General features: G+C 64.7%; 29 protein-coding genes. 17 read left to right on the forward strand and 12 right to left on the reverse strand.

What is annotated here, in order from left to right:
* Positions 1-68: 68 nt before the first annotated feature.
* On the reverse strand, positions 69-1,514 hold the full coding sequence (locus GYH26_RS13325; RefSeq protein WP_161542071.1) for a glycine--tRNA ligase: 1,446 nt from the start codon (positions 1,512-1,514) through the stop codon (positions 69-71).
* A gap of 124 nt (positions 1,515-1,638) precedes the next feature.
* Between GYH26_RS13325 and GYH26_RS13330 the strand changes: the two genes are divergently transcribed.
* Complete coding sequence (locus GYH26_RS13330; protein WP_242006439.1) at positions 1,639-2,046, forward strand: hypothetical protein; 408 nt, start codon at positions 1,639-1,641, stop codon at positions 2,044-2,046.
* Here the strand turns inward: GYH26_RS13330 and radC are convergent.
* A complete protein-coding gene (radC, locus tag GYH26_RS13335; RefSeq protein WP_161542073.1) occupies positions 2,036-2,773 on the reverse strand; it encodes a RadC family protein in 738 nt (245 codons plus the stop codon). The genes GYH26_RS13330 and radC overlap by 11 nt on opposite strands.
* A gap of 58 nt (positions 2,774-2,831) precedes the next feature.
* On the reverse strand, positions 2,832-3,944 hold the full coding sequence (rho, locus tag GYH26_RS13340) for a transcription termination factor Rho (RefSeq protein WP_161542074.1): 1,113 nt from the start codon (positions 3,942-3,944) through the stop codon (positions 2,832-2,834).
* 314 nt (positions 3,945-4,258) lie between these two features.
* Here rho and GYH26_RS13345 point away from each other — a divergent pair, with 314 nt between their 5' ends.
* The 6 genes from GYH26_RS13345 to GYH26_RS13370 all read left to right on the forward strand — a co-directional run bounded on the left by GYH26_RS13345 (position 4,259) and on the right by GYH26_RS13370 (position 9,372).
* Positions 4,259-5,086 carry an alpha/beta fold hydrolase gene (locus GYH26_RS13345; RefSeq protein ID WP_161542075.1) on the forward strand — a complete coding sequence of 276 codons (828 nt, stop codon included), beginning with the start codon at positions 4,259-4,261 and terminating at the stop codon, positions 5,084-5,086.
* Between the two features lie 113 nt (positions 5,087-5,199).
* A complete protein-coding gene (locus GYH26_RS13350; protein WP_014067940.1) occupies positions 5,200-5,448 on the forward strand; it encodes a UPF0175 family protein in 249 nt (82 codons plus the stop codon).
* A gap of 5 nt (positions 5,449-5,453) precedes the next feature.
* On the forward strand, positions 5,454-5,957 hold the full coding sequence (locus tag GYH26_RS13355; RefSeq protein WP_014067941.1) for a DUF3368 domain-containing protein: 504 nt from the start codon (positions 5,454-5,456) through the stop codon (positions 5,955-5,957).
* A gap of 277 nt (positions 5,958-6,234) precedes the next feature.
* Complete coding sequence (locus GYH26_RS13360) at positions 6,235-7,851, forward strand: UDP-N-acetylmuramoyl-tripeptide--D-alanyl-D-alanine ligase (protein WP_161542076.1); 1,617 nt, start codon at positions 6,235-6,237, stop codon at positions 7,849-7,851.
* Complete coding sequence (locus tag GYH26_RS13365) at positions 7,848-8,783, forward strand: polysaccharide deacetylase family protein (protein ID WP_161542077.1); 936 nt, start codon at positions 7,848-7,850, stop codon at positions 8,781-8,783. The genes GYH26_RS13360 and GYH26_RS13365 overlap by 4 nt, the downstream gene beginning before the upstream one ends.
* A complete protein-coding gene (locus GYH26_RS13370; protein WP_161542078.1) occupies positions 8,776-9,372 on the forward strand; it encodes a ribonuclease HII in 597 nt (198 codons plus the stop codon). The genes GYH26_RS13365 and GYH26_RS13370 overlap by 8 nt, the downstream gene beginning before the upstream one ends.
* Here the strand turns inward: GYH26_RS13370 and GYH26_RS13375 are convergent.
* Together GYH26_RS13375 and GYH26_RS15755 are read right to left on the reverse strand one after the other, a co-directional pair.
* A complete protein-coding gene (locus GYH26_RS13375; RefSeq protein ID WP_242006440.1) occupies positions 9,342-9,920 on the reverse strand; it encodes a shikimate kinase in 579 nt (192 codons plus the stop codon). The genes GYH26_RS13370 and GYH26_RS13375 overlap by 31 nt on opposite strands.
* A gap of 2 nt (positions 9,921-9,922) precedes the next feature.
* Positions 9,923-10,318, reverse strand: coding sequence for a HEAT repeat domain-containing protein (locus GYH26_RS15755; RefSeq protein WP_161542080.1), 396 nt, complete (start codon positions 10,316-10,318; stop codon positions 9,923-9,925).
* A 71-nt stretch (positions 10,319-10,389) separates the two neighbouring features.
* Between GYH26_RS15755 and truA the strand changes: the two genes are divergently transcribed.
* From truA to GYH26_RS13400, 4 genes are read left to right on the forward strand one after another with little or no spacing between them, the layout of a single operon-like run.
* The gene (gene truA / locus GYH26_RS13385; RefSeq protein WP_161542081.1) at positions 10,390-11,148 is read left to right on the forward strand and encodes a tRNA pseudouridine(38-40) synthase TruA; all 759 of its coding nucleotides are present in this window, start codon (positions 10,390-10,392) and stop codon (positions 11,146-11,148) included.
* A complete protein-coding gene (locus tag GYH26_RS13390; RefSeq protein WP_161542082.1) occupies positions 11,145-12,446 on the forward strand; it encodes a hypothetical protein in 1,302 nt (433 codons plus the stop codon). Before truA ends, GYH26_RS13390 begins: the two co-directional genes overlap by 4 nt.
* Before the next feature lie 15 nt (positions 12,447-12,461).
* Positions 12,462-12,647 carry a hypothetical protein gene (locus GYH26_RS13395; RefSeq protein WP_054686144.1) on the forward strand — a complete coding sequence of 62 codons (186 nt, stop codon included), beginning with the start codon at positions 12,462-12,464 and terminating at the stop codon, positions 12,645-12,647.
* Positions 12,648-12,707: 60 nt separating this feature from the next.
* The gene (locus tag GYH26_RS13400; RefSeq protein ID WP_161542083.1) at positions 12,708-13,970 is read left to right on the forward strand and encodes an arginine deiminase family protein; all 1,263 of its coding nucleotides are present in this window, start codon (positions 12,708-12,710) and stop codon (positions 13,968-13,970) included.
* Here GYH26_RS13400 and GYH26_RS13405 read toward each other — a convergent pair.
* The 3 genes from GYH26_RS13405 to GYH26_RS13420 form a co-directional block, all read right to left on the reverse strand.
* On the reverse strand, positions 13,967-14,377 hold the full coding sequence (locus tag GYH26_RS13405) for a HEPN domain-containing protein (RefSeq protein ID WP_161542084.1): 411 nt from the start codon (positions 14,375-14,377) through the stop codon (positions 13,967-13,969). The two genes, GYH26_RS13400 and GYH26_RS13405, sit on opposite strands and share 4 nt — an antisense overlap.
* The gene (locus GYH26_RS13410) at positions 14,374-14,694 is read right to left on the reverse strand and encodes a nucleotidyltransferase domain-containing protein (protein ID WP_161542085.1); all 321 of its coding nucleotides are present in this window, start codon (positions 14,692-14,694) and stop codon (positions 14,374-14,376) included. Before GYH26_RS13410 ends, GYH26_RS13405 begins: the two co-directional genes overlap by 4 nt.
* A 559-nt stretch (positions 14,695-15,253) precedes the next feature.
* Positions 15,254-15,529, reverse strand: coding sequence for a type II toxin-antitoxin system VapB family antitoxin (locus GYH26_RS13420; RefSeq protein ID WP_161542086.1), 276 nt, complete (start codon positions 15,527-15,529; stop codon positions 15,254-15,256).
* 64 nt (positions 15,530-15,593) lie between these two features.
* Here GYH26_RS13420 and tadA point away from each other — a divergent pair, with 64 nt between their 5' ends.
* From tadA to GYH26_RS13440, 4 genes are all read left to right on the forward strand, one after another.
* Positions 15,594-16,070: a tRNA adenosine(34) deaminase TadA gene (gene tadA, locus GYH26_RS13425; protein ID WP_014067954.1), complete on the forward strand. Its 477-nt coding sequence runs from the start codon at positions 15,594-15,596 to the stop codon at positions 16,068-16,070.
* Between the two features lie 102 nt (positions 16,071-16,172).
* A complete protein-coding gene (locus GYH26_RS13430; protein ID WP_161542087.1) occupies positions 16,173-17,180 on the forward strand; it encodes a YpdA family putative bacillithiol disulfide reductase in 1,008 nt (335 codons plus the stop codon).
* 64 nt (positions 17,181-17,244) lie between these two features.
* Positions 17,245-17,586, forward strand: a complete 342-nt coding sequence (locus GYH26_RS13435) for a nucleotidyltransferase family protein (RefSeq protein ID WP_014067956.1) — start codon at positions 17,245-17,247, stop codon at positions 17,584-17,586.
* Positions 17,587-17,590: 4 nt separating this feature from the next.
* Positions 17,591-17,911, forward strand: a complete 321-nt coding sequence (locus GYH26_RS13440) for a HepT-like ribonuclease domain-containing protein (RefSeq protein WP_231296218.1) — start codon at positions 17,591-17,593, stop codon at positions 17,909-17,911.
* Here GYH26_RS13440 and yihA read toward each other — a convergent pair.
* From yihA to tatA, 4 genes are all read right to left on the reverse strand, one after another.
* On the reverse strand, positions 17,906-18,502 hold the full coding sequence (gene yihA / locus GYH26_RS13445; RefSeq protein ID WP_161542088.1) for a ribosome biogenesis GTP-binding protein YihA/YsxC: 597 nt from the start codon (positions 18,500-18,502) through the stop codon (positions 17,906-17,908). The genes GYH26_RS13440 and yihA overlap by 6 nt on opposite strands.
* A 13-nt stretch (positions 18,503-18,515) precedes the next feature.
* The gene (gene sucD, locus GYH26_RS13450) at positions 18,516-19,394 is read right to left on the reverse strand and encodes a succinate--CoA ligase subunit alpha (protein ID WP_161542089.1); all 879 of its coding nucleotides are present in this window, start codon (positions 19,392-19,394) and stop codon (positions 18,516-18,518) included.
* A 63-nt stretch (positions 19,395-19,457) separates the two neighbouring features.
* Complete coding sequence (gene gatA, locus GYH26_RS13455; RefSeq protein ID WP_161542090.1) at positions 19,458-20,933, reverse strand: Asp-tRNA(Asn)/Glu-tRNA(Gln) amidotransferase subunit GatA; 1,476 nt, start codon at positions 20,931-20,933, stop codon at positions 19,458-19,460.
* Positions 20,934-20,949: 16 nt separating this feature from the next.
* Positions 20,950-21,234, reverse strand: coding sequence for a twin-arginine translocase TatA/TatE family subunit (gene tatA, locus GYH26_RS13460; RefSeq protein ID WP_012844987.1), 285 nt, complete (start codon positions 21,232-21,234; stop codon positions 20,950-20,952).
* A gap of 209 nt (positions 21,235-21,443) precedes the next feature.
* Between tatA and add the strand changes: the two genes are divergently transcribed.
* Positions 21,444-22,523: an adenosine deaminase gene (gene add / locus GYH26_RS13465; protein WP_161542091.1), complete on the forward strand. Its 1,080-nt coding sequence runs from the start codon at positions 21,444-21,446 to the stop codon at positions 22,521-22,523.
* Positions 22,524-22,537: 14 nt separating this feature from the next.
* Positions 22,538-23,833 carry a 3-phosphoshikimate 1-carboxyvinyltransferase gene (aroA, locus tag GYH26_RS13470; protein WP_161542092.1) on the forward strand — a complete coding sequence of 432 codons (1,296 nt, stop codon included), beginning with the start codon at positions 22,538-22,540 and terminating at the stop codon, positions 23,831-23,833.
* Positions 23,834-23,839: the final 6 nt, after the last annotated feature.

The raw sequence follows: 23,839 nt of genomic DNA on the forward strand, positions 1-23,839 counted from the left end.
AAACCGGCCCCGCTGCAACGTTCCTGCAGCGGGGCCGGGATTGGAAATCAGCTATTATTCAGTGCTTCCTATTGCGCCCCCACCGGCTTCCACTGACGCAGGCGGTCTTTGATGTAGGCGAGGACCTGGGTTTCGGGGATGCGTTCCTGCTGCATCGTGTCGCGGTCGCGCACGGTCACGGTGCCGTCTTCGAGCGTCTGGCTGTCGATCGTGACGCAGAAGGGCGTGCCCACCTCGTCCATGCGCCGATAGCGCCGGCCGATGGCACCTTTCTCGTCGTAGAAGGTGTTCAGAAGCGGCCGCAGGTCGCGCACCAGCGCCTGCGCCCGCTCGGGCATGCCGTCTTTGCGCACCAGCGGTAACACGGCCACCTTGATGGGCGCCAGGCGCGGATGCAGCCGGAGCACCACGCGCGTTTCGCCTTCCACCTCTTCTTCGTCGTAGGCCTCGCAGAGCAGCATCAGGATCGTGCGGTCCAGTCCGGCCGAGGTCTCCACCACGTACGGAATGTAGCGCTCCTGCGTCTGCGGATCGAAGTATTCCATCTTTTTGCCGGAGAACTCCTGATGCCGCCGCAGGTCATAATCTGTGCGCGAGTGGATGCCCTCGACCTCCTGCCAGCCCATCGGGAACAGGTACTGAATATCGACGGCCGCGTCGGCGTAGTGCGCCAGCTTCTCGTGCACGTGGAAGCGCAGGTGATCCGGCCGGATGCCGTTTTCGATGTGCCACTGCAGGCGCTTTTCCTTCCAGGCTTCGAAGGCCTCCATCTGCGTGCCCGGCTTTACGAAGTACTGCATCTCCATCTGCTCGAACTCGCGCATCCGGAAGATGAACTGCCGGGCCACGATCTCATTACGAAACGCCTTGCCGATCTGCGCAATGCCAAAAGGAATCTGGAGCCGCGACGAGTCCTTCACGTTGTGAAAGTTGACAAAAATACCCTGGGCGGTCTCCGGGCGCAGATAGACCTTCGTTTCTTCGGAGGCCACCGGCCCCACGTGCGTGACGAACATCAGATTGAACTGTCGTACCTCGGTCCAGTCGAACGCCCCCGAATCGGGCGACGGAATGCGCTCGTCCATGATGATCTGGTAGAGCGCCTTCGGCATGTCCTCGGCGTTGAGCGCTTCGATGAGCCGCCGGTGCAGCGCCTCGGCCCGTTCCGTTTCGCCCTTCGCCCGGAGCTTCTCGATGTAATCTTCGATGAGCTGATCGGCCCGGTAGCGACGCTTCGACTGGCGGTCGTCGATGAGCGGATCGTTGAAGGCATCCACATGGCCCGACGCCTTCCACACCATGGGATGCATCAGGATCGCCGCGTCGAGCCCGACGATGTTCTCGTGCTCATAGACCATGGCCTCCCACCAGCGCTGCTGCACGTTGCGCTTGAGCTCGACGCCCAGTGGGCCGTAATCGTACACGGCCGCCAGTCCTCCGTAGATTTCCGAAGACGGAAAGATGAACCCACGCCGCTTGCAGAGCGAAACGATCTTTTCGAGCCGATCCTGCATGGTGGTTGCTGGCCTATTTTTGACGAAAGAAGGAGCGTTCAAAAGTAGCCCGATGATGCGCCCGACGCAACGCCTTCCTGTTGAATTCCTGTCAAACCCTGCAAAAATACGGCTTCTGACAGGCGTGCTGTTGCTCCTGGGTCTCGGCGCCTGCGCCGGAGAGTCGCCGCCGGAGCCCCGGACGTTCCTGTTCGTGCATACGGCCACGGGCGCGTTGTTCCGGGCGCAGACGTCCCTGCCTGCGGTGATCGCACAGGCCGAGGCCGAACTGGACCGGCCCTTTCCGGAGCGGCGGCTGTTCCCCATCGGACCGATCGCCCGGGGCGACGGCGGCCACAACGCGCCCTGGTCGTGGCATTTCGTGCCGGACCGGTGGGAGCTGGCCGAAGTCAGCATCGAGGTGTGCGACGCAACGCCCGCGTACGTCGAGGCCCACCTGGATTACTTCGTCGATACGCTGGGAAGCTACTGTCCCTGGGGCGCCCGTCTGGTGCGCTCGGCCGAGGAAGCTCGTGCCGAGCTCACCCCATAAGCCCGCGTTCGGCCAGCGAGGTGTAGGTGGTGCCGGCGATGATGATGTGGTCGTGGACGGGGATGCCCAGCAGGCGGCCGGCCTCGACGAGCTGGCGCGTAATCCGGAGGTCGTCGGCGCTGGGCTCCGGATTGCCCGATGGATGGTTGTGCAGACAGATGATGCCGGCCGCATTGTCGAGAATGGCCCGCTGGAAGACGGCGCGCGGCTCGACGATGCTGGCGGCCAGCCCCCCTTCGCTGATCGTGTAGTCGGCGATGATGTAGTTGGCCGTGTTGAGCAGCACGATCTTGAAAACCTCGCGCTTGAGGTCGCGCAGGAGCGGTCCGTAGCAGGCGGCCACATCGGCCGGCGTGCGCACCTGGATGCGGCGGCCGGGCCGCTGCGCTTCGACGCGGCGGCCGATCTCGAAGGCGGCCACAAGTTGCACGGCCTTGGCGGGCCCCACCCCGGCCACGCGCGTCAGTTCTTTCAGGTCGCGCTGCGCCAGCGCGTAGAGCGAGCCGTAGGCCCGGAGCAGAGCCTGCCCGAGCTGCACGGCCGAGATGGATCCCTGCTTCGTGCGTGTGCCGCTGCCGAAGATCAGCGCGATCAATTCGGCATCGGAGAGGGCCGAGGGTCCCCGGCGCATGAGCTTTTCGCGGGGACGGTCGGCTTCGTCCCACTGGTTGATGGGCACCTGGTAGCGCAGAAGCGGCTCGCCCGAGCCATGAGCTTCGCGGGACATGGATCGGCCTGTGTTCGGGCTTTTCCTTTAGAGACACCCGTGCCGACCGACTGTTACTTCACTCCACCGGCACCAGGCTGTTGAGCAGCTCTTCGTTGGACTGCGTCTGCTGCATGTGGCGCAGCAGAGCCTGCATGGCCTCGATGGGCGGCCGCGAGTTGAGCGCCCGGAACAGCCGGTGATACTGCTCGATCCGGTCGCCGATGAGCCGCTCCTCGTTGCGCGTGCCGCTCTTGCGCAGGTTGATGGCCGGGAAGATGCGCTTGTCGGCCATCTCACGGTCGAGCACGATCTCAGCGTTGCCGGTGCCCTTGAACTCCTCGAAGATCACCTCGTCCATGCGGCTGCCCGTCTCGATGAGCGCCGTGGCGATGATCGTCAGCGAACCGCCGCCTTCGATGTTACGGGCGGCGCCGAAGATGCGCCGCGGAATCTGAAGCGCCCGCGCGTCGAGTCCGCCCGAAAGCGTGCGGCCGCTGCTTTCGACGTAAAGGTTGAACGTGCGGCCCAGGCGCGTGAGCGAGTCGAGCAGCAGTACCACGTCGTGCTTCAGCTCGACGAGCCGCTTGGCAAACTCCAGCGCCAGCGTCGAAACGCGGATATGGTTGTCCTCCTCCCGATCGTTCGACGAGGCGAAGACGATGGCGGGCGTCGAGCGGCGAAAGTCGGTCACCTCCTCGGGCCGCTCGTCCACCAGGAGCGCCACCAGTTTGACCTCCGGATGGTTCTTGGCGATGCCCGCCGCGATCTGCTTGAGCAGGACCGTCTTACCAGCACGCGGCGGCGCCACGATCAGCGCGCGCTGGCCCTTGCCGATCGGCGCGGCCAGATCGACCACGCGCATGGCGTAGTCGGTCGGGCCGGTGACCAGGTTGAACTTTTCGTCCGGATAGACGATCTGCCCGGACTCGAAATCCTCGGTCTTGGCCCATTCCTCGGGCGAGACGCCCATGATCGAGTGGATCTCGTCCACCTGCATGTCGCCCTTGCGACCCGGGCGCAGCGTACCCTCGATCAGGACGCCATCGCGCAGTTTGTACTGCCGGATGACCGGCGGCGGCACGAAGGGGTCGTTTTTGCCTTTGGGAAGATCGGGGCGAAATTCCCGCACAAAGCCAAACTTTTTGTCCCCGATCAGCTCCAGCATGCCACGAAACGTCTGCTCACCCATAGATGCTACAATCCTGCTTCTTGACGGTACGAGTTAGTGGTTATCGATAACGAACTGGACTATTTCAGATACCGGGAAGGTACAGGCATGCGCCTTGGAGCGCAATGCACAGAAAGCACACGTTGAACTCATCCATTCGATGAATGCTGCGGGGGCGTTGCCACCTGACCTCGGAGCCGTCCCTACCAACCGCGAATCTCGTTGGCCGACGGACTGAGAGGGGAACCTGAACCAACCGAACCGGTCCCTGCTGCTCGGTGGAACGACGGCCGTGCTGGTTGGTTTCCCGAGCGCAATCCACCGGATCGGCACCGATGCAAACGGCTGACGTCCAGAAAACCAATCCGGAACCGACGGCCTGGCTGGAGCGGCTGCACCTGGAAGTGCAGGGGCCCGAGGATGGTCCGCCCGTGCTGCTGCTGCACGGCTGGGGCAGCAGCGCCCGGCTCATGGCGCCCATCGCCGAAGCGCTGGCCGACCGCTACCGTGTGTTCAACGTGGACCTGCCGGGCCACGGACTGACACCCCCACCGCCTGCCCCCTGGGGCGTGGCCGAGCACGCCGCGCTGGTGGCGGAACTGATCCGCACGCGCATCGGCCGGCCCGTCGTGCTCATCGGCCACTCGAACGGCGGCCGCATCGGGCTGTACCTGGCCTCGGAGCCGGAAGGCCCGGAGCTGCTGCGGGCGCTCGTGCTGATCAGTCCCTCCGGCATGCGTCCCCGGCGTCCCTGGCATTACTACGTGCGCGCCACGCTGGCCCGGCTGCTCAAGGCTCCCTTCCAGGTGCTGCCGCAACCGCTCCGGGAGCCGGCCCTCGACTGGCTGCGCCACACCGTCGTCTGGAAGGCGCTGGGATCGTCGGACTATCGCCGCCTCGAAGGCGTCATGCGCGAAGTCTTCGTGCGCATCGTCAACACCTACGTCGAGGACCGGCTCGACCGCATTCAGATCCCCGTACTGGTCTTCTGGGGCGAGCGCGACCGGGCCGTCGGCCGCGCGCAGATGGAGCGGCTCGTGCAGGCTCTGCCCGACGCAGGGCTCGTCGTGCTGAAAAACGCCGGCCACTACGGCTATCTGGACGACCCCGACACGTTCATCGCCGCCACCCGCTATTTTCTGGAACACCTGCCGGAACGCTGACCATGCCCGCACTGAGCGACCGCAGCCCTATGGTTGGCATCCGAAAGGAACTCGCAAGCAACATTTTGATAAGCGACGTGAAGAAACTCCAGACCTAAAAGCCCTCCTTACTCATGGATGTTCAAGTGGTCTTTCCGGAAGAACTGCTGGTTGCGCTTAAAGAGGATCGCGAATCCTTTCGGAAAAAGGTGCTGCTCTACACACTGGGCAAGCTGTATGAGCAGGGGCGCATTTCCGCCGGTCTGGGTGCCCGAATCCTGGGCTGTGATCGTCAGGAGTTCTACCGCTTGCTTTCCGAACATGGCTTTTCTGTGATCGATTATCCCGAAGAGGAACTGACGCGTGAGGCGAATTCGGAATAAGCCCCATGCGGGTTATCGTCAACAGCACCCCTTTGATCGCTCTTTCACTGATCGATCAGCTCGATCTTCTCCGCCAGCTTTTCGATGAAGTCGTCGTACCCACCTCGGTCTATCAGGAAATTGTACTGCACGGACAGGGACGCCCCGGGGCCGATGCCGTCGCTCAAGCCGATTGGATCCAGATTCGCGAACCTGGCCTCCAGGCTACGCTGCCACCGATCCTTCTGGGACTGGATCAGGGAGAAATGGACGTATTGCTGCTGGCCCGCGAACTTCAGGCCGACCTGGTGCTGATCGATGAGAAGCTTGGCCGTAGGATTGCCGGAATTCTCGGACTACGGGTACAGGGAACCCTCGGCGTACTCTTACGCGCCTACCGAAAACATCTGATCTCACAAGAGGAAGCCGAAGCCGCTGTTCAGAGATTGGCCAACAGCTCGGTCCGGGTAAGTCCCCGCCTGATTCAATGGTTCAGAGAACAACTCACAAAAGGCACATCCACCGAGTGATGCTGATTACCGGTGCATGAGGGAGCCACACTCCGTGTGGGGGACGTGATTCGGCGGGTATGATCAGGCGGACACAGGGATCCGCCCCTACGGGATAGGGAAAACGTCAGGGATCTGGTAGGGGCGCACCGCCGTGTGCGCCCGTGCTTTCTCATGTGCCCTATGGTTTCGGGGAATCGTATAAGCTCCCATGAACCCATCGTGTCAGGCATGATTGGCGTTTCATTGCAGGCGGTACGTCCGTATCTTGAGCACCGGTTTTCCGAGTAGCTGTCCTATGCTCTGGCTGTTTGCTCTGCTGGCCACGTTGTTTGCCGGGTGGCGCGCCGCGCGTCGCCTGCTGTTCTTCTTGCACCTGTTCCAGCTCGAAGGCTACAAGCCGGCCCGCTTCGTCCACTGGCTGCGCATGCATCCCGACGTGCTGCTGCGCCGCTCGCACGCGGCGGGGGCGCTGCTGCTGACGGTGGGCGCGCTGACGCTGCCGCTGCTGGGACCGTTCTGGGCGCCCGCACTGGTGCTGCTCGGCTGGTGCGTGGCCTTCGCCTCTTCGCGCCGCTATCGCCGCGACCGCCCCAAAAAGCCGCTCGCCTTCACGCCCCGCATGCGTCGCCTGCTGAGCGTGGCGGCGCTGCTGACGCTGGCGGGTCCCGCTCTGGGTGGTCTGCTGGGCCGGACCGAAGGAGCAATCGGCTGGCTTTACTACTTAGGCGGCTGGCTTGTGGCAGACCTCGGTGCGCCGCTCTGGGTGTTGCTGGCCGGCTGGCTGCTCTGGCCCGTCGAACGCGCCATCCAGGAAGGCTTCAAGCGCAGGGCCCGTCGCAAGCTGGCCGCACACCCGGACCTGACCATCATCGGGATCACCGGCTCCTACGGCAAAACCAGCACGAAATTCATCATTGCCGAGATCCTGAGCCTGCGCTACCAGGTGCTGGCCACGCCGGGCTCCTACAACACGCCCATGGGCATCTGCAAGGTGATCAACGAGCAGCTCCGTCCCGAACATCAGGTGCTCGTGCTGGAGATGGGCATCCGGCATCCCGGCGACATCCGCGAGCTGTGCGCCATCGCCCGACCCGACATCGGCGTGGTGACGGCCGTCGGTCCGATGCACCTGGAAACGATGGGCTCCATCGAAGCAATTGCGCGCGAAAAGAGCGAACTGGTGGCCTGCACACGCCCCGGCGGTCCCGTGGTGCTGAACGCCGACGATCGACACGTGGCGGCCATGGCCGAACGTGCCCGCGGACCGGTCTGGCGCGTGTCGGTCAAGGGCCACCCCGAGGCCGATCTTGTCGCCCGCGACATCACCTACGGGCCCGAGGGCACCCGCTTCGTAGTACGCGACGAAACCGGCACCGAGCAGGTGTTCCAGACGCGCCTGCTGGGCCGCCACAACGTGCTCAACATCCTGCTGGCGCTGGCCGTCGGACGCATCTTCGGGCTTCGACTGCGTCAGATGGCCCATGCCGTGGCGCGGCTCCGGCCGGTCGAGCACCGCCTGCAACTCCGCCGGGAAGGCCCCATTACGGTGATCGACGACGCTTTCAATTCCAACCCCGTCGGGGCCCGCAATGCGCTGGAGATCCTGGGGCAGTTCCGGACCGGACGCCGCATCGTGGTCACGCCCGGCATGGTGGAGCTCGGCGCGCGCGAAGCCGAGGAAAACCGCGCGCTGGGCCGCTTCATGGCGCAACACGTGGATCTGGCCGTGCTGATCGGGCCGCGCCGCACCCTCCCCATCCAGGAAGGATTGCGCGAGGCGGGTTTCCCCGAGGATCGGATTCGCGTATTCCGAAGCCTGTTCGAGGCGCAGGACTTTCTGAAGACGTATCTTCAGCCGGGCGACGTGGTGCTTTACGAAAACGACCTGCCGGATCAATACGACGAACCATGAAACGCCTGCTGCTACTTCTCCTGCCGGGCTTCATCTGGAGCCTGACGCTGCAGGCCCAGTCGCTGCTGGAGCGGCTGGGCTATCCGCCGGACGCCCGCGTGCTCATCCTGCACGCCGACGATCTGGGCATGGCGCACAGCGTGAACCGCGCCTCGACCGAGGCCCTGGAGGCCGGCTGGATCAGTTCGGCCAGTATCATGGTGCCGTGCCCGTGGTTTTCGGAGATGGCCGCCTATGCCCGAACGCACCCGGAGCTGGACTTCGGCCTGCACCTGACGCTCACCAGCGAGTGGAAATACTACCGCTGGGCGGGGCTGCTCGGTCCGAGCATGACGCCGTCGCTGCACAGTTCGGCGGGCTACCTGCACGCCACCACCGAGGAGGCGGTCGCCAACATGAAGCCGGAGGAGGTGGCCGCCGAGCTCCGGGCCCAGATTCTGCGGGCGCAGGACGCCGGGATCCCGGTCACGCACCTGGACACGCACATGGGCGTGCTGTTTCAGACGCCCGAGCTGTTCGCCGTGTATCTGCAGGTGGGCCGCGAACACAACCTGCCCGTGCTGATCCCCCGCGAGCAGCTTGCGCAGCAGGCGCCGCACCTGCTGGAAATGCTCACGCCGGACGACCTGGTCATCGACCGGGTCTGGCTGGTGCCGACCGACACGCCACCGGATCGCTGGCTGGAAACCTACATCCGGATGATCGACAACCTGCCGCCGGGCATCACGGAGCTGATCGTGCACCTCGGCTACGCCAACGACGAACTGGAAGCCATCACCGTCGATCACCCCGACTTCGGGGCGGCCTGGCGCGCGCGCGATCTGGACGTGGTGCGCAGCGAGGCGTTCCGCGAGGCGCTCCGCCGCAACCACGTAATCCTGACCACCTGGCGCGAACTCTACCGGCGTTTTCAGACGCAACGCCATGAGTGAACCGCGGCCGGAGGTGCGCTGCTGGCAACAGGGCTACCGGCGGGTGGCCGGCGTGGACGAAGTGGGGCGCGGCTGCCTGGCCGGTCCCGTCGTGGCGGCCGCCGTGATCCTGCCGCCGCACGTGCAGCTCGACGGCGTGCGCGACAGCAAACAACTGCGCCCCGAAGTGCGGGAAAAACTGGCCGAGCGGATCCGGGCGCAGGCGCTGGCCATCGGGATCGGGATGTGCACGCCGGAGGAAATCGACTGCCTGAACATCCTGAACGCCGCGCTGGAGGCAATGCGCCGGGCCGTGGCCAATCTGGAGCTGACGCCCGACTATCTGCTCATCGACGGCAACCGTTGCTTTTCCGATCCGCCCTGTCCGGCCAAGCCGATCGTGAAGGGCGATCAACAGAGTCTGCTCATCGCCGCCGCGTCGATCATCGCCAAAACCACCCGCGACGCCCTGATGCAGCAATTGCACGAGGAGTTTCCGGTCTACGGCTGGGATCGGAACGTGGGCTACCCGACGCGGACGCACTACGAGGCGCTGGCCCGCTACGGGCCGTCGCCCTATCACCGGCGTTCGTTCCGGCTTGCGCGATAGGTGCGGAGCGCGTGCAGCACGGCCTCGACCGTCTCCTCCACGGAAAGCCCGTCGGTGGCGACCACGTGATGGGCCCGGCGGTACCAGGGTTCGCGACGGGCCAGCATGGCGGCGATGCGACGGCGCAGTGCGGCGCCCTGCAGCGGGCGTCGGTGCCGGTCCTGCAGGAGTGGACGCCCGGCCGCTTCCGGCGCCAGGCGGCGGGCCAGCTCGTCGGCCGACACCTGCAGGTAGACCACGCGCCCGTTGCGGAGCGCCCAGGCCAGGTTGTCGTCCGAAACCAGTGCACCGCCGCCCGTGGCGATCACGTAAGCGTCCAGAGCCGCCGTCCGGCGCAGTGCGTCGCGCTCCAGTGTCCGGAAGGCGGCCTCTCCACCTTCGGCAAAGATCTCCGGAATCGATCGTCCTGCCTGCCGCACGATCAGCGCATCCAGGTCCAGAAACGTGTAGCCCAGCCGTCGGGCCAGCAGCGGCCCGATCGTGCTTTTGCCACAGCCCATAAAACCGGTCAGGTAAATGCGCGGCGGAAGGTCAACGACGTGTCGCAACATTATCCCTCATCCCCTTCGTCTTGCGCTGCTAACAGTTCTCGGGCCCAATTACGAACCAGCGAGAACCGATGATGGACGGCCACTTCGGCCAGTAAACGACAGCTTTCCGCCGTACCCATTCGATTCAGGGCCTCCAGGATTTCCCGGATTACATAGACATCGCTTTCCGAACGTAGAAGTTGCTCAAAATAAGGAAAAGCAACGTGGCTTCCGAGCCGTCCCAGTAGCCGAATGGCCAGCAGACGATGCGCTCGCACCGGATGATGTAAGGCCCGAAGCAGCTTTTCCTCAAAAGACAACTTCGAAAGTTCCTGTAAGTTGGCTCCACAATGCGGACACCGGGATGCTTCGGCCGGCACTTCCTTCCAGCAGTATGGACAGAAAAATGTCACCATGCGTGTGGAGCAACACTTCGGCCGAGCCCGCGTACACCGGCCCCGTCTGCATAAACAATCTCGGAGCGGGCGTGCCTACGTATCGGTTGTTGATCGAGTACGACGGAACGGATTTCAGCGGCTGGCAGATCCAGCGCAACGGTCCCAGCATTCAGGCGGCGCTGGAGGAAGCGCTGGCCGTGGTGTTGCGCGAGCGCGTGCGCGTGGTCGGCTCGGGGCGCACCGATGCCGGCGTTCATGCTCGCGGCCAGGTGGCGCACTTCCGCACGGACCGCCCGGTCGATCCGGAGCGGCTGCAGGGGTCGCTGAACGGCCTGCTGCCGCCCAGCATAGCGATTCGGTCGGTCAGTCTGGCGCCCGATGACTTTCACGCCCGCTACGATGCCCGCTGGCGCCGTTACCACTACTACGTGGCGACCGTCCCCTGCGCGCTGGAGCGCCACCTGCGCTGGTATCTGCGCCCGGCACCCGACTTCGCGCGCATGAACCGGGCCGCCCGTGACCTGCTGGGCACGCACGACTTCACCACGTTCTGCCGCACGCAGGCCGCCACACGCAACCGCACCTGCACGGTGTACCTGGCCCGCTGGGTGCCGGATCCCCGTCCCGGCGACTGGCATTTTGAAATCGTGGCCGACCGCTTTCTGCACGGCATGGTGCGGGCCATCGTGGGCACGCTGATCGAGATCGGCCGGGGCCAGCGCGACATAGCGGCCATCCCGGAGCTGCTGGCCGCACGCGACCGACGGCTGGCCGGTCCGGCCGCCCCGGCCCACGGGCTCGTGCTGGAGGCCGTCGGCTACGAAGACGACCCGTTGCCCGTCCCATGAAGCCCACGGCGCTCATCCTGCTGTCGGTGCTGCTCGTGGCCTGCGAGCGGCCGTTTGTGCCGGTGCGCACGCCGGAGATCGAGGTGGTAGCGCCGGATCTGTCGGAGGTGCAGACCGACTCGACGCTGACGCTTCAGGTGCGGGCCACGTCGTTTCGGGCCATTGCCCACGTGGAGGTCGAAGGACGGCCGCTTCGCTACGACAGCCTGCGCGACGTGTGGCAGGGCAGCGTACCCCTGCGCTACGGCCTGAACCGCCTGCGCATCACGGCCATAGACGAAAAAGGCGTGTCCGCCACCGACACGGCCTGGGCGCTGCGTCTGCAGGCTACGGTGCTACCGGGACCACCACTCCCCGACGGCCGCGGCGGCGGCCGCCTGGTGCGCCTGCCCGACGGACGGCTGCTCTTTGCGGGCGGTGCCGAGGTGTGGACCGGCCCGGCCGGCCGCGACCTGTTCGTCTGGGTGCCCGGTGCGCCCGCGTTCGAGCGTCTGCGTCCCGGCCTGAACGCTCCTCGCGCCGGCCACACGGCCACACTGCTGCCCGACGGCCGCGTGCTGCTGCTGGGCGGCAACACCCAGGGGCGTCCCGAGCTGGCCAACAACCTGCGCACCGACGCCGAACTGGTCGATCTGGCCGCCGAAACCCGCCGGCTGCTGCCCCTCGCGATCGGAGCCGCCCGTGCCTGGCACACGACGGCGCTCCGACAGTACGAGGGCCGACGCTTTCTGGAAGTGCTGGGCGGCTACCGGCGGCTGCGCGGCGATTCGCCCGAGCTGGGCGTGGCGGCCGACCTGATCACCTTCGAGTTCCGAGACGATTCGCTCGCGCTGCTGACGCCCGGCCTGGGCCTCTACATCACACCGCTGGCCGCACACGTCATGGTCCCGCTCGATGCAGCCGGCACACGCTTTCTGGTGGCCGGTGCGCTGGTAACGCCGGATTACGTCGAGACGCAAACGTTCCGGCTCGTGCTGGAACCGGCCGGCCGCGTCGATACGCTGTTTGTGCCCGCGCTGCCCGAGCCGCGCCAGTTTGCCGCCGCCGTCCCGCTTCGTCCCGGCGTCGTGGTGCTGCTGGGCGGCTATGCCGGACAGCTATCGCGAACCTACCCCTACCCGCTCCTGTACGTAGAGGAGGCCAACCGTTTCTTTCGCTTTCGGGCGTTGCTCCTGCAGCCCCGCTTCGACGCCGCTGCAACTTCGCTCGAAGATTTTCGAATACTGATAACAGGCGGCTTCGGCCCCGACGGGCAGGGGCTCGCCTGGACCGAAGTGGTGGCCTTTGCGCCGTTTTGAAAACCCGGACGTGCTATGGATCTGCAGCAGATATTGCGTGCGTTGATCGTGGTCATCGTGTTGCTGGTGGCCGCCGTATTGCTGGGGGTGATCCTTCAGGTCGCCACCGCATTGCTGAAGTTCGCCCTAAAGGTGCTGCTCATCCTGATGGTGGTGCTGATCGTGCTGCGCTTTTTGGAAATGCTTCGCCGTCGGGCCTGATCTTCAAAGCGCTTCCGACGTATCTTTGGCCGTCGGTTGTCTGATGCATCCGGAAACACCATGTCCACGCCCGCTTCGGTCCCGACCGTTTCGTTTCGCTTTGCCGTTGCTTCGGAGATCGATCCGTTGCAGCAGGTGATTGTGCACACGCCCGGCGTCGAGCTGGAGCTGGTGACGCCCGAGCAGCGGCTGACGTTGCTTTTCGACGACATTCTGTTCGTGGAAGAAGCCCAGGCCGAGCATCGCCAGATGTGCGCGCTGTTCGAGAAGGTGGTCGGGCCGGAAGGCGCCGTGCTGCAGATCACCGACCTGCTGCGCACCGCGTTTGCGTCGGAGGAGGCCCGCGAGGCGTTCGTCGAGCAGCTCTGCCGGTTGCAGCCGGAGGCAAACCTGCAGGCCTTTGCCCGTGAGCTGGCCGCGCTGAGCCCGGACGAACTGCTGCACTTTGCGCTGACGGGCCAGAGTCCGCTGCCGCTCAACGCGTTTCCGCTGCCCAACCTGCTCTTCACGCGCGACCTGGCCGCCGTCGTGAACGACCACCTGATCGTCAGCCATCCGGCCACGGCCGCCCGCGCCCGCGAAAGCCTGATCCTGCGCGTCATTCTGGAACACCACCCGGGCTTTGCCGGACTGCGTGAGCGGATCATCTACCTGCCCGAAGGGGTCACGTTCGAGGGCGGCGACCTGCTGGTGGCCTCGCCCGAAGTGGTGCTGCTGGGGCATTCGGAGCGGACGTCGCTGGGCGGCGTGGCGCATGTGGCGCGGGCGCTCTTCAGCCGCACGTCGGTCCGGCACGTGCTCGTGGTGGACCTGCCCAAGCAGCGCGCTTCGATGCACCTCGACACCGTGTTCACGTTCGTTTCGGCCAATGAGTGCGTCGTCTTCCCGCCCATTCTGCACCAGGAAGGCAACGTGCTGCACCTGATGGCGGGCGACACGCCCGAGCAGTTCGTCACCGAAATGCCGCCCGACCTGAAAACCGCGCTGGAGCGCCTGCTGGACCGACCGCTGACCTTCATCCCCTGCGGCGGCGACAATCCCGTCCACCAGAAGCGCGAGCAGTGGACCGACGGGGCCAACTTCTTCGCACTGGCGCCCGGCGTGGTGGTGGGCTACGAGCGCAACCACTACACCTTCGAAGAAATGCGGCGGCACGGCTACCGCGTCGTCACGGCCGAGAGCTTTCTGTCCTATTATGCGGAAAGCCCCTTCGTCCCCGGTACGGAAAAGCTGGCCATCAAGCTGGAAGGCAACGAGCTGTCGCGCGGCCGCGGCGGCCCCCGCTGCATGACCTTACCGCTGGCCCGCCAGCCGCTAGGTTAAGCGCAATGCCCCATTCGTTCTGAGAGAAATCGCTCAACCCGGGTTACAAAATGCGACGCCCGTGCCACCACCTCGGCTACCTGCTCGTCGTCCAGGTTGACAAATTCTCTGTAGTCGCCGATCTGCCGAAATTCAAAAGCCTCGTGAAACCACTTGCTCATTTCGACGGGCAACAGACCTGTTTTCACAAAATGCCGATCAAACAGCGCAATGACGCCACTGTGTCTGGACGTGCGAAGTCCTGCGTATATCATCAATGCCAGCGCCGCATAAAACATGGCATAGTACGCACGATTCACAATGCTCCAGTTATTTCCGCCCTGTTCCTGAAGCAGGTAGGCGTCCTGCAACGTGGCTTTCGCCTGCTCCAGGCGGTACCGGATCAGCGCTTCCTGAGCGTCTGTCATACAGAAATGCCTTCGGCTTGAGCGACCTGAAGGAGTGGCGAAGCCGCCAAGATGTCTTTTTCTGCAGCAGCTACTGGAATAACCGAGAGCACCTTCCCTGCTTTAAAACCGATCTCCCAGGCGGTATCAAGCAACAATCGCCATGTGTTGCGATCCAGCTCCGGGACAAACGCTATCAGGTCGATGTCAGAAGTCTCTTCCGCTTCGCCTCGCGCGTGGGAGCCGATCAATACCACTTCCACCGAAGCGTGCAATCGGCTTTCCAGCTGCGTTCGAAACGCACGGGCCAGTTCAAGAATTTCTGGCAAAGCGCTCATAGCGCGGAATTTTTACCTCGAATGTCCTGTAGAGGAAATACCCTGCACCATGCTGCGAAGTTCACGATGAGCTTACATCGCCTGCTGGAAGGGCATCGGCGGCGTTAGAGCTGCTCCAGATCGAAAGTCGCGTCCAGAGGATTCAGGAAGGTCACGCCTTCGACAGTGCGCCCGGGCGAGAAATCTTCGCTCAAGACAACTGGAATCTGGTTGAGCCGGGCAACCGCCCAGATCTGCGCATCATAAAAAGCAAACCGGTGGTCTCACACGCCACGAATTGCCTCCAGTACCACCGGTCCTGTAACGGGGAGTACAGGAAACGTCAGTAGATACAATTCGACGTGTCGCAACAGCTCGTCCGGCGCAACCGGTGGTTCAAATTTGCGAAGCGCCACACTCGAAAATTCGGAAAGAGCCTGCACCGGAATAGCCGCCGAAGGCCTCTTCTTAGAATTTCCTGCGCCCGCGCCTGTCGATAAGCCTCCGAGCCATCGATGGCATACAGCAAAATGTTGGTGTCCAGGACATACCGGAGCATCTTCCTGGAACATCGATTTGATCAATCAAAAAGTTGACGGGCTTCTCGCTCCTGATAACACGCCGCCCGATCGAAACGAAAGCCGGCCGGCAGCTGATGGTGTGCCCCCAGTTGCCGACAGTTTTCCAGCAGACGTTCGACGGCCTCACTCTGCCCACGCCATGGAAGCGAGAACCGGGCCAGCGCTGCTTCCAGCGCCCTCCGAACCACCTCCGACGCGGAGACGCCCTGTTGCCGCGCCAGCTGCCTGATTGCCTGATCCTGCTCGGTGGTGATATAAAACTGTTTACGAATCATCGTAAATTGCGACGCTGATGGACCACTTTCCCTGAGACGGTATTCATCTGGAGCAGTTCCTTACATGAGCTTACATCGCCTGCTGGAAGGGCATCGGCGCTGGATGGAAGCAGCGCTGCGTGAAGCCGAACAGGCCTTCGAGGAAGGTGAAGTCCCCGTGGGCGCCGTCGTCGTCAAAGACGACCGGATCGTCGGACGCGGCCACAACCGCGTCGAGCAGCTCAAAGACCCCACCGCCCATGCCGAAATGCTGGCCATCACGGCCGCCTGCGCCACGCTGGACACCAAGTACCTGCGCGGCTGCACGCTCTATGTGACGCTCGAGCCCTGTCCGATGTGCGCCGGGGCCATCGTCTGGGCCAGACTGGACCGCGTCGTCTTCGGCGCCTTCGACGAAAAGGCCGGCGCGGCCTCCACGCTCTACAACATCCTGCAGGACCCGCGCCTGAACCACCGCGTGGAGGTCATCTCCGGCGTGGAAGCCGAACGGGCGGCGGCGCTGCTGCAGCGCTTCTTCTGCGAGCGCCGCGCCGAGGACTGATACTTTTCCAACACTTCATGTCCGGCGCCGAAACCCGACCGGCCGGTTCCGGTACAGCCTGCAAGCCTGGCGCTTCCGCGTTCAAAAACGTCAAAAACAACCATGTGGGATGTCGTCATCATCGGAGCCGGTCCCATCGGGCTTGCCTGCGGCATCGAAGCCAAGCGGCGTGGCCTCGAAGCGCTCCTTATTGAAAAGGGCGCGCTGGTGAATTCGTTTCTGGGCTATCCGACGAACATGGAGTTCTTCTCGACGCCCGACCTGATGGAAATCGGCGGGCATCCCTTTCCCACGCGCGGCTACAAACCCACCCGTGAAGAGGCCATCGAGTACTACCGGCGCGTGGCCGCCGCCGAACAGCTTCGCCTCCGGCTCTACGAGCGCGTGCTCCGCGTGGACGGCGAGGACGAAAACTTCACGGTGGTGACCGAAAAGGGCGCCTACCGGACCCGCAAGGTGGTGGTGGCCACCGGCTTTTTCGATATCCCCAACCGACTGAACGTGCCGGGCGAAGACCTGCCCAAGGTCATTCACTACTACAAAGAGCCGTTTCCCTACATCGGCCAGAAGGTGGCGGTGATCGGCGGACGCAACTCGGCGGCCAAGGCGGCCCTGGACTGCTACCGGCACGGCGCCGAGGTGACGCTCATCCACCGGGGACCGGCGCTTTCGGACAAGATCAAGTACTGGATCCGCCCGGACATCGAAAACCGCATCCGCGAGGGGAGCATCCGGGCGTTTTTTAATTCGCGGGTACTGGAAATCCGTCCGGACAGCCTGCTGATCGAAACGCCTGACGGTCGGCTCGAGCTGGAGAACAACTGGGTCCTGGCCATGACCGGCTACCGGCCCGACCTGGAGTTTCTGGAGCAGCTCGGCGTCCGGCTCGGTGACGATCCGGCCCGCACGCCCTGCTACGACCCCGAGACGTTCGAAACGAACCGGCCGGGGCTTTATCTGGCGGGCACGGTCTGCGGCGGATTGAACACGAGCCGCTGGTTCATCGAAAACGGCCGGCTGCACGCCCCGCGCATCATGGAGCACATCGCCACGGGCCGCGTGGCCGAAGCACCCGCCCTCGACGGCCAGCACTGGAAAACGGCGGAATAAGCCGAAACCTTGCGGTTTGCTCGACGTGCCTTCTGGAAAAAGCTATCGGCATTAAGGGCATACCATGCCTCGGCTGCAGCGCCGTGTTGAAATCATCCAGCAACTTCACCGCCTTCTACCCGAACTGCAGGAGAAATTCGGGGTGGAGCGGCTGGCGCTGTACGGATCGTTCGCCCGCGATCAGGCTTCTGAAGCAAGTGATGTGGACCTGATCGTGCACCTGAATCGACCGCTGGGGCTGGACTTCATCCGCCTGATCGACTTTCTCGAGGCCCATCTTGGACGGCCGGTGGATCTGGCCACTTACGAAACCCTGCAGCGCAATCTACAACAGCCTCATACAGCCCGAATCGCTCGGCGCATTCTTCGTTCGCTTCAATATGTCTCGGCGTCGCAGGGACATTGACTGCTTGCGAGACATTTATGAGAGCCTCCGGCGTATTCAACACTTTGCCGAAGGTCTCACGTTTGAAGCTTTTCTGGAGGATATCAAAACCCAGGATGCCATTCTGCGCAACTTCGAAGTGATTGGAGAAGCGACCAAACAGCTCTCCGAAACCTTAAGGACTCATTACGCGCAGTTTCCCTGGCGCGAACTGGCCCGCATGCGTGACAAACTGATCCACCACTACTTTGGGGTCAGCTATGAGATCGTCTGGCAAGTCGTGCAAGAGGTTCCACAGCTGCTGGTCGAAATTGAGCGAATCCTTCGCGACTTCGAACGGTCATGATTTCCCCAGCGACACCTGTTCGATCCAGCGCCACAGTTCGCGCAGGCCGAGGCCAGTGTGCGCCGAGGTGGGGATGATCGGCACTTCCATGGCGCGGGCCTGCAAGGCCCGTTCGGCTTCCCGGACGGCCTGCGCGCGCCGGTTGCCCGATACCTTGTCGGCCTTCGTGAGCGCGATCAGGTAGGGGACGTGCTGGCCGCGCATCAGGTCCATCATGGCCTCGTCGAGCGGCGTAGGCGGATGGCGGCTGTCGATCAGGTGCACCACGAGCGCCAGCGTGGGCCGCTCCTGCAGGTAGCGGGTGATGAGCCGTCCCCACAGCCGACGCTCCTGTTGCGAGGTGCGTGCATAGCCGTAGCCGGGCAGGTCCACGAAGTAGAGCTGCTCGTTGACCCGGTAGAAATTGAGCTGGCGCGTCTTGCCGGGCGTGCTGCTGGTGCGGGCGAGTCCGGGCGCCCGAAGCAGCGCGTTCAGCAGCGAGCTTTTGCCGACGTTGGAGCGTCCGGCAAACGCCACTTCGGGCAGCCCGTCGTCGGGCAGCTCCTCCCACCGCGTCACGCTCCGGAAGAAACGTGCCGCCGGCTTTTTCATGCGGGTTCGGGTTTCAGGCCAGTGCGCCCAGGTGTTCGCGTACGGTCTCGCCGATGAGCGCCGGGTTGCGAATGACCACGGCACCGGCTGCCTCCAGCGCCTTGAACTTCTCCTCGGCCGTGCCCTTGCCGCCCGCGATGATGGCTCCGGCGTGGCCCATGCGGCGTCCCGGCGGGGCCGTCGCGCCGGCAATGAACGCGAAGACAGGTTTGGTCATGTGCTCCTTGATGAAGGCGGCCGCCTCTTCTTCGGCCGTACCGCCGATTTCACCGATGAGCACGACCGCTTCCGTCTCCGGATCGTCCTGGAACAGCCGGAGCACGTCCGTAAAGCGCAACCCGATGATCGGATCGCCGCCAATGCCCACGGCCGTGCTCTGGCCCAGTCCCAGCCGCGTGAGCTGATCGACCGCCTCGTAGGTGAGCGTGCCGGAGCGCGACACGACGCCGATCGTCCCTTCTTTGAAAATCATGCCCGGCATGATGCCCACCTTGGCCTGTCCGGGCGTGATCACACCGGGGCAGTTCGGGCCGATCAGCTTGACCCCTTTCTGTTTCACGTAGTGATAAACCGGAATCATGTCGCGCACCGGAATCCCCTCGGTGATGCAGACGATCACCTCGATCCCGGCGTCGGCCGCCTCCAGAATGGCGTCGGCCGCAAAGGCGGGCGGCACGAAGATAATCGACGTGTTGGCTCCCTCTTTCTCGACCGCCTCGACCACCGTGTTGAAGACGGGACGATCCAGGTGCTTCTGACCGCCTTTGCCCGGCGTAACGCCGGCCACCACGTTCGTCCCGTACTCGATCATCTGCTGCGTGTGGAAGGTGCCCTCTTTCCCGGTGATGCCCTGCACCACCAGACGCGTGTTGCGATCGACCAGAATGCTCATGGGTCCTGTTCCGGCTTGTGAAAACGGGTTGGTTTCTGAAAGATAGAAAGCAGGTGCGCGTTTTCAGGCGGTGCCGCTCACTTCCATCAGGGCGCGGCCTACCCGGAGCAGCGTGGCCTCGTCGAAGTGGCGGCCCAGGAGCTGCGCCCCCACCGGAAAGCCGCTCGAATGCGTGCCCACCGGCACGACCAGTCCCGGAATGCCGGCCAGGTTGGCCGTCACCGTGTAAACGTCGCTCAAGTACATTTCAAGCGGGTCCGAAAGCTTGCTGCCCAGCGGAAAGGGCGGCGTGGGCGAGGCCGGCGTGAGCAGCACGTCCACCTGCTCGAAGGCGCGGTCGAAGTCCTGGCGGATCAGTCGCCGCACGCGCTGGGCCTTGGCGTAGTAGGCTTCGTAGTAGCCGGCCGAGAGCACGTAGGTGCCCAGCATGATGCGGCGCTTGACCTCGGTGCCGAAGCCCTCGCTCCGCGAGCGCACGTAGAGCCGGTAGATCACCGAGTCGTCGCTGTCGCTTTCGGCCAGCTCGCGCCGGATCTGCTGCACGTCGGCCCGGTAGCCGTAGCGGATACCGTCGTAGCGGGCCAGGTTGCTCGACGCCTCGGCCGTGGCCAGGATGTAGTAGGTGGCAATGCCGTACTCCGTATGGGGCAGCGACACTTCCTGCACCACGGCACCGACCGCTTCGAGCTGCGCCGCCCGCTCTTCGAGCACCTGTCGGAATTCCGGATCCAGTCCTTCGGCGAAGTATTCGCGGGGCAACCCGATGCGAAGCCCTTTGATGGGCTGGTCGAGCGCCTCCAGGTAGTCCGGCACTTCGACCGGCGCGCTCGTCGAGTCCCAGCGGTCCACCCCGGCGATCACCTGCAGAATCCGGGCGGCGTCTTCGACCGTGTGCGTCATGGGGCCGATCGTGTCGAACGACGAGGCGTAGGCCACCAGCCCGTAGCGACTCACACGTCCGTAGGTGGGCTTCAGCCCCACGATGCCACAGAAGGCGGCCGGCTGGCGGATGGAGCCGCCCGTGTCGCTTCCGAGCGCGGCCTGACACATCCGGGCCGCCACGGCCACCGCCGAGCCGCCCGAAGAGCCACCGGGCACGTAGTCGGGATTGATCGGATTGCGGGCCGGACCAAAGTACGAGGTCTCGTTCGACGAGCCCATGGCGAACTCGTCACAGTTCGTCTTGCCGATGAAGATGGCCCCGGCCTCCCGCAACCGTGTGATGACCGTCGCGTCGTAGAGCGAGACGAAGTTTTCGAGCATGCGCGAGCCGCACGTGACGCGCCGGTCTTTGATGCAGATCACGTCCTTGACGGCCAGCACCAGGCCGCCCAGCGGCGGCAGCGGCTCGCCCCGGGCCAGACGTTCGTCCAGCGCCCGCGCCTGTGCCAGCGCGCCTTCGGGATCGACCGAGATGAACGCGTTCAGGCGTGGGTTGTCGGCTTCGATCCGTTCCAAAAAAGACGAGACCAGCGCTTCACAACTGGTCTCGCCCCGTTCCAGCGCCCCTCGGGCGTCGGCGTAGGTCAGGTACTCCATGATGGCTTTCGGCCTGTCAGCTCTGGGTGGGTTCCGACGGCTGCGACGAACCGGCCGCCGGCTGCTGCGTCGGCGTCGCCGTGGTCCGCGCGGTCGGCGTTCCCTGCTGCGGCGCCCGGATCTGCGGCGTTTCGTCTACATCGACGGAAATCTCGCGGGAAATCTCCCGCGTGGCTTCCTTGAACTCCCGGATGCCCCGGCCCAGGCCCCGCGCAATTTCGGGAATGCGCTTGGCGCCAAAGACCAGCAGCACCACCAGAAAGATCAGCAGTAACTCGGGCGCTCCGATGTTCCCAAACATGGCTTCACCTCAGACGGCATAGGGTGACACATGACACACGGCGGCATGCAGCCGGCCGGGGTAAAATTAAGTGATGCGCGGCCTTTCGTGCGGGAAAATCCCGCAAAAGCTGCATGCGTGCCTGATGCGAAACGACGGCCTGAAAGCGGTGTTCCATCGGGCGAAACCCCGGCCAGGACCGGTCGTTTCTCTTCTGTAAAAAGCCCGTCATGGAAGTTTCGACCACGCTTTCGCGCGATGCGATCCGGGCCTGGCCCAAGGCCGAGCTGCACTGTCACCTGGATGGATCGCTGCGGCTGACGACGCTGCTGGAGCTGGCCCGTCGGCAGGGAAAAGTCGGCCTGTTGCCGGCCGACAGCGTCGAAGGACTTGAAGACGTGCTGCGCCAGGTGGACACGTCCGACTCGCTGGAAGCCTATCTGGCCTGGTTCCGCTACACGGTACCGGTCATGCAGACGCGCGAAGCGCTGCGTCGCATCGCCTACGAACTGGCCGAAGACGCCGCTCGCGAAAACGTTCGCTACCTGGAGGTGCGCTATGCCCCGGTGCTGCACGTTGAAGAAGGGCTGACGCTGGAGCAGGTCAACGACGCCGTGCTCGACGGCCTGCGGGCGGCCGAACGCGACTTCGGCATCCGCACGGGACTGATTCTCTGCGGCCTGCGCCATGCGTCCGAAGCGCTCTCGCTGCGCACGGCCGAACTGGCCGTAGCCTACCGCAAGCGGGGCGTCGTGGCCTTCGACCTGGCCGGTGGCGAGGCCGGCCATCCGCCCAAGCACCACCTGCACGCCTTCTACCTGGCCCGCAATCACCTGCTGAACCTGACCGTACACGCGGGTGAATCCTGGGGGCCCGACTCCATCCACCAGGCGCTGTTCTACTGTGGCGCCCATCGCATCGGCCACGGCGTGACGCTCTACCAGGACCCGGACCTGCTCCAGTACGTCGTCGACCACCAGATTCCGCTGGAGGTCTGCCCCACCAGCAACGTCCAGACCAAGGCCGTGGCCGACTACGCCGCGCATCCGCTGCGGCTCTACGTCGAACGCGCCGTGCCGGTCACGATCAACACGGACAACCGGCTGTTCAGCCGCACCTCGATGACCGACGAACTCTGGCGCGTGCATCACTACTGCGGGTTGAGCGTGTCCCGGCTCCGGGAGGTGGTGCTCAACGGCTTTCGTCACGCGTTTCTGCACTGGGAGGAGAAACAGGAACTGCTGCGCGACGTGGAAGCGGAGCTCGACCGGCTGCTGGCCGGTTTCTCGCAACCGTCCCCTGCGTCCTGAAATCGATGTTGTCCATGACTCGCCGCGTCTCGCAAGCCCGGAGTCTGCTGGGTGTCGTCGAGCTGCCCCCGGACAAATCCATCGCCCACCGGGCGGCCCTGCTGGCCGCGCTGGCCGACGGCACCTCGCGCCTGGTGAACTACTCGCCCGCCGCCGATCCGCAATCGACGCTTTCGTGCCTGCGTCAGCTCGGCGTACCCATCTACGAAGACGAACACGGCATCCTCGTCGTCGAAGGCCGCGGCCTGGAGGGCCTGCAGGCGCCGGACCGACCGCTCGACTGCGGCAACTCGGGCACCACCATGCGTCTACTGGCCGGCATCCTGGCCGGACAACCCTTCGACAGTACGCTGGTGGGCGACGCCTCGCTCAGTCGCCGTCCCATGGAACGCATCGCTGCCCCACTGCGCCAGATGGGCGCCGACCTGACGCTCACCGACGGCCATGCGCCCATCCACATCCGGGGTGGTCGTACACTGCGGGGCATCACCTACCGGCTGCCTGTGCCGTCGGCTCAGGTCAAGTCGTGCGTGTTGCTGGCCGGACTGTTTGCCGAGGGCGAGACGACCGTCATCGAGCCGATCCCTTCCCGTGACCACACCGAGCGCATGCTGGGCCTGAGCGTGGTGGAACTAAGCGGCGAGCGTTACCTGACCGTCCGGGGTGGCATGCGCATCCCGGCCCGCACCTGGACGATCCCGCGCGACTTCTCGGCCGCTGCTTTCTTTCTGGTGGCCGGCACGATCGTGCCCGACAGCGAGATTCGCCTGCCCGGCGTGGGCCTCAACCCGTCGCGCGCGGCGTTGCTCGACGTGCTGCGGGCCATGGGCGCCGACATCACCGTCGAAAACGAGCGGAGCTACGGCGGCGAGCCCATTGCCGACCTGGTCGTGCGAAGCAGCACGCTGCACGGCGTGCAGGTGGGCGGCGCCATCATCCCGAACCTGATCGACGAGATCCCCGTGCTGGCCGTGGCGGCCGCCTGCGCCATCGGCCGCACCGAGATCCGGGACGCCGCCGAGCTGCGCGTCAAGGAAACCGACCGCATCGCGGCCATGGCCGAAAACCTGCAGGCGCTGGGTGCCCGCGTCGAGGTGTTCGATGACGGCCTGGCCGTCGAAGGGGGCCATCGGCTCCGGGGGACGACCGTTCGGAGCTTCGACGATCACCGCATCGCCATGGCGATGGGCGTGGCCGGACTGGTGGCCGAAGGCGAGACGATCATCGAAGGCGCCGAATGCGCCCGCATCTCGTTCCCCGGCTTCTGGGAGGTGCTCGACCGCCTGGCCGGCCGTCCGGTTGCGGTGTGACCATAA

It is taken from the genome of Rhodothermus marinus (genome assembly GCF_009936275.1).
In the GTDB taxonomy this organism is placed as follows: Bacteria; Bacteroidota; Rhodothermia; order Rhodothermales; family Rhodothermaceae; genus Rhodothermus; species Rhodothermus marinus_A.

What these genes read in the sequence shown, in the direction of transcription:
- GYH26_RS13325 (WP_161542071.1), bottom strand. Translation starts at nt 1,514, where the DNA reads ATGCAGGATCGGCTCGAAAAGATCGTTTCGCTCTGCAAGCGGCGTGGG.
- radC (WP_161542073.1), bottom strand. Translation starts at nt 2,773, where the DNA reads ATGTCCCGCGAAGCTCATGGCTCGGGCGAGCCGCTTCTGCGCTACCAG.
- rho (WP_161542074.1), bottom strand. Translation starts at nt 3,944, where the DNA reads ATGGGTGAGCAGACGTTTCGTGGCATGCTGGAGCTGATCGGGGACAAA.
- GYH26_RS13345 (WP_161542075.1), top strand. Translation starts at nt 4,259, where the DNA reads ATGCAAACGGCTGACGTCCAGAAAACCAATCCGGAACCGACGGCCTGG.
- GYH26_RS13350 (WP_014067940.1), top strand. Translation starts at nt 5,200, where the DNA reads ATGGATGTTCAAGTGGTCTTTCCGGAAGAACTGCTGGTTGCGCTTAAA.
- GYH26_RS13355 (WP_014067941.1), top strand. Translation starts at nt 5,454, where the DNA reads ATGCGGGTTATCGTCAACAGCACCCCTTTGATCGCTCTTTCACTGATC.
- GYH26_RS13360 (WP_161542076.1), top strand. Translation starts at nt 6,235, where the DNA reads ATGCTCTGGCTGTTTGCTCTGCTGGCCACGTTGTTTGCCGGGTGGCGC.
- GYH26_RS13365 (WP_161542077.1), top strand. Translation starts at nt 7,848, where the DNA reads ATGAAACGCCTGCTGCTACTTCTCCTGCCGGGCTTCATCTGGAGCCTG.
- GYH26_RS13370 (WP_161542078.1), top strand. Translation starts at nt 8,776, where the DNA reads ATGAGTGAACCGCGGCCGGAGGTGCGCTGCTGGCAACAGGGCTACCGG.
- GYH26_RS15755 (WP_161542080.1), bottom strand. Translation starts at nt 10,318, where the DNA reads ATGGTGACATTTTTCTGTCCATACTGCTGGAAGGAAGTGCCGGCCGAA.
- GYH26_RS13390 (WP_161542082.1), top strand. Translation starts at nt 11,145, where the DNA reads ATGAAGCCCACGGCGCTCATCCTGCTGTCGGTGCTGCTCGTGGCCTGC.
- GYH26_RS13395 (WP_054686144.1), top strand. Translation starts at nt 12,462, where the DNA reads ATGGATCTGCAGCAGATATTGCGTGCGTTGATCGTGGTCATCGTGTTG.
- GYH26_RS13400 (WP_161542083.1), top strand. Translation starts at nt 12,708, where the DNA reads ATGTCCACGCCCGCTTCGGTCCCGACCGTTTCGTTTCGCTTTGCCGTT.
- GYH26_RS13405 (WP_161542084.1), bottom strand. Translation starts at nt 14,377, where the DNA reads ATGACAGACGCTCAGGAAGCGCTGATCCGGTACCGCCTGGAGCAGGCG.
- GYH26_RS13410 (WP_161542085.1), bottom strand. Translation starts at nt 14,694, where the DNA reads ATGAGCGCTTTGCCAGAAATTCTTGAACTGGCCCGTGCGTTTCGAACG.
- GYH26_RS13420 (WP_161542086.1), bottom strand. Translation starts at nt 15,529, where the DNA reads ATGATTCGTAAACAGTTTTATATCACCACCGAGCAGGATCAGGCAATC.
- tadA (WP_014067954.1), top strand. Translation starts at nt 15,594, where the DNA reads ATGAGCTTACATCGCCTGCTGGAAGGGCATCGGCGCTGGATGGAAGCA.
- GYH26_RS13430 (WP_161542087.1), top strand. Translation starts at nt 16,173, where the DNA reads ATGTGGGATGTCGTCATCATCGGAGCCGGTCCCATCGGGCTTGCCTGC.
- GYH26_RS13435 (WP_014067956.1), top strand. Translation starts at nt 17,245, where the DNA reads ATGCCTCGGCTGCAGCGCCGTGTTGAAATCATCCAGCAACTTCACCGC.
- yihA (WP_161542088.1), bottom strand. Translation starts at nt 18,502, where the DNA reads ATGAAAAAGCCGGCGGCACGTTTCTTCCGGAGCGTGACGCGGTGGGAG.
- sucD (WP_161542089.1), bottom strand. Translation starts at nt 19,394, where the DNA reads ATGAGCATTCTGGTCGATCGCAACACGCGTCTGGTGGTGCAGGGCATC.
- gatA (WP_161542090.1), bottom strand. Translation starts at nt 20,933, where the DNA reads ATGGAGTACCTGACCTACGCCGACGCCCGAGGGGCGCTGGAACGGGGC.
- tatA (WP_012844987.1), bottom strand. Translation starts at nt 21,234, where the DNA reads ATGTTTGGGAACATCGGAGCGCCCGAGTTACTGCTGATCTTTCTGGTG.
- add (WP_161542091.1), top strand. Translation starts at nt 21,444, where the DNA reads ATGGAAGTTTCGACCACGCTTTCGCGCGATGCGATCCGGGCCTGGCCC.
- aroA (WP_161542092.1), top strand. Translation starts at nt 22,538, where the DNA reads ATGACTCGCCGCGTCTCGCAAGCCCGGAGTCTGCTGGGTGTCGTCGAG.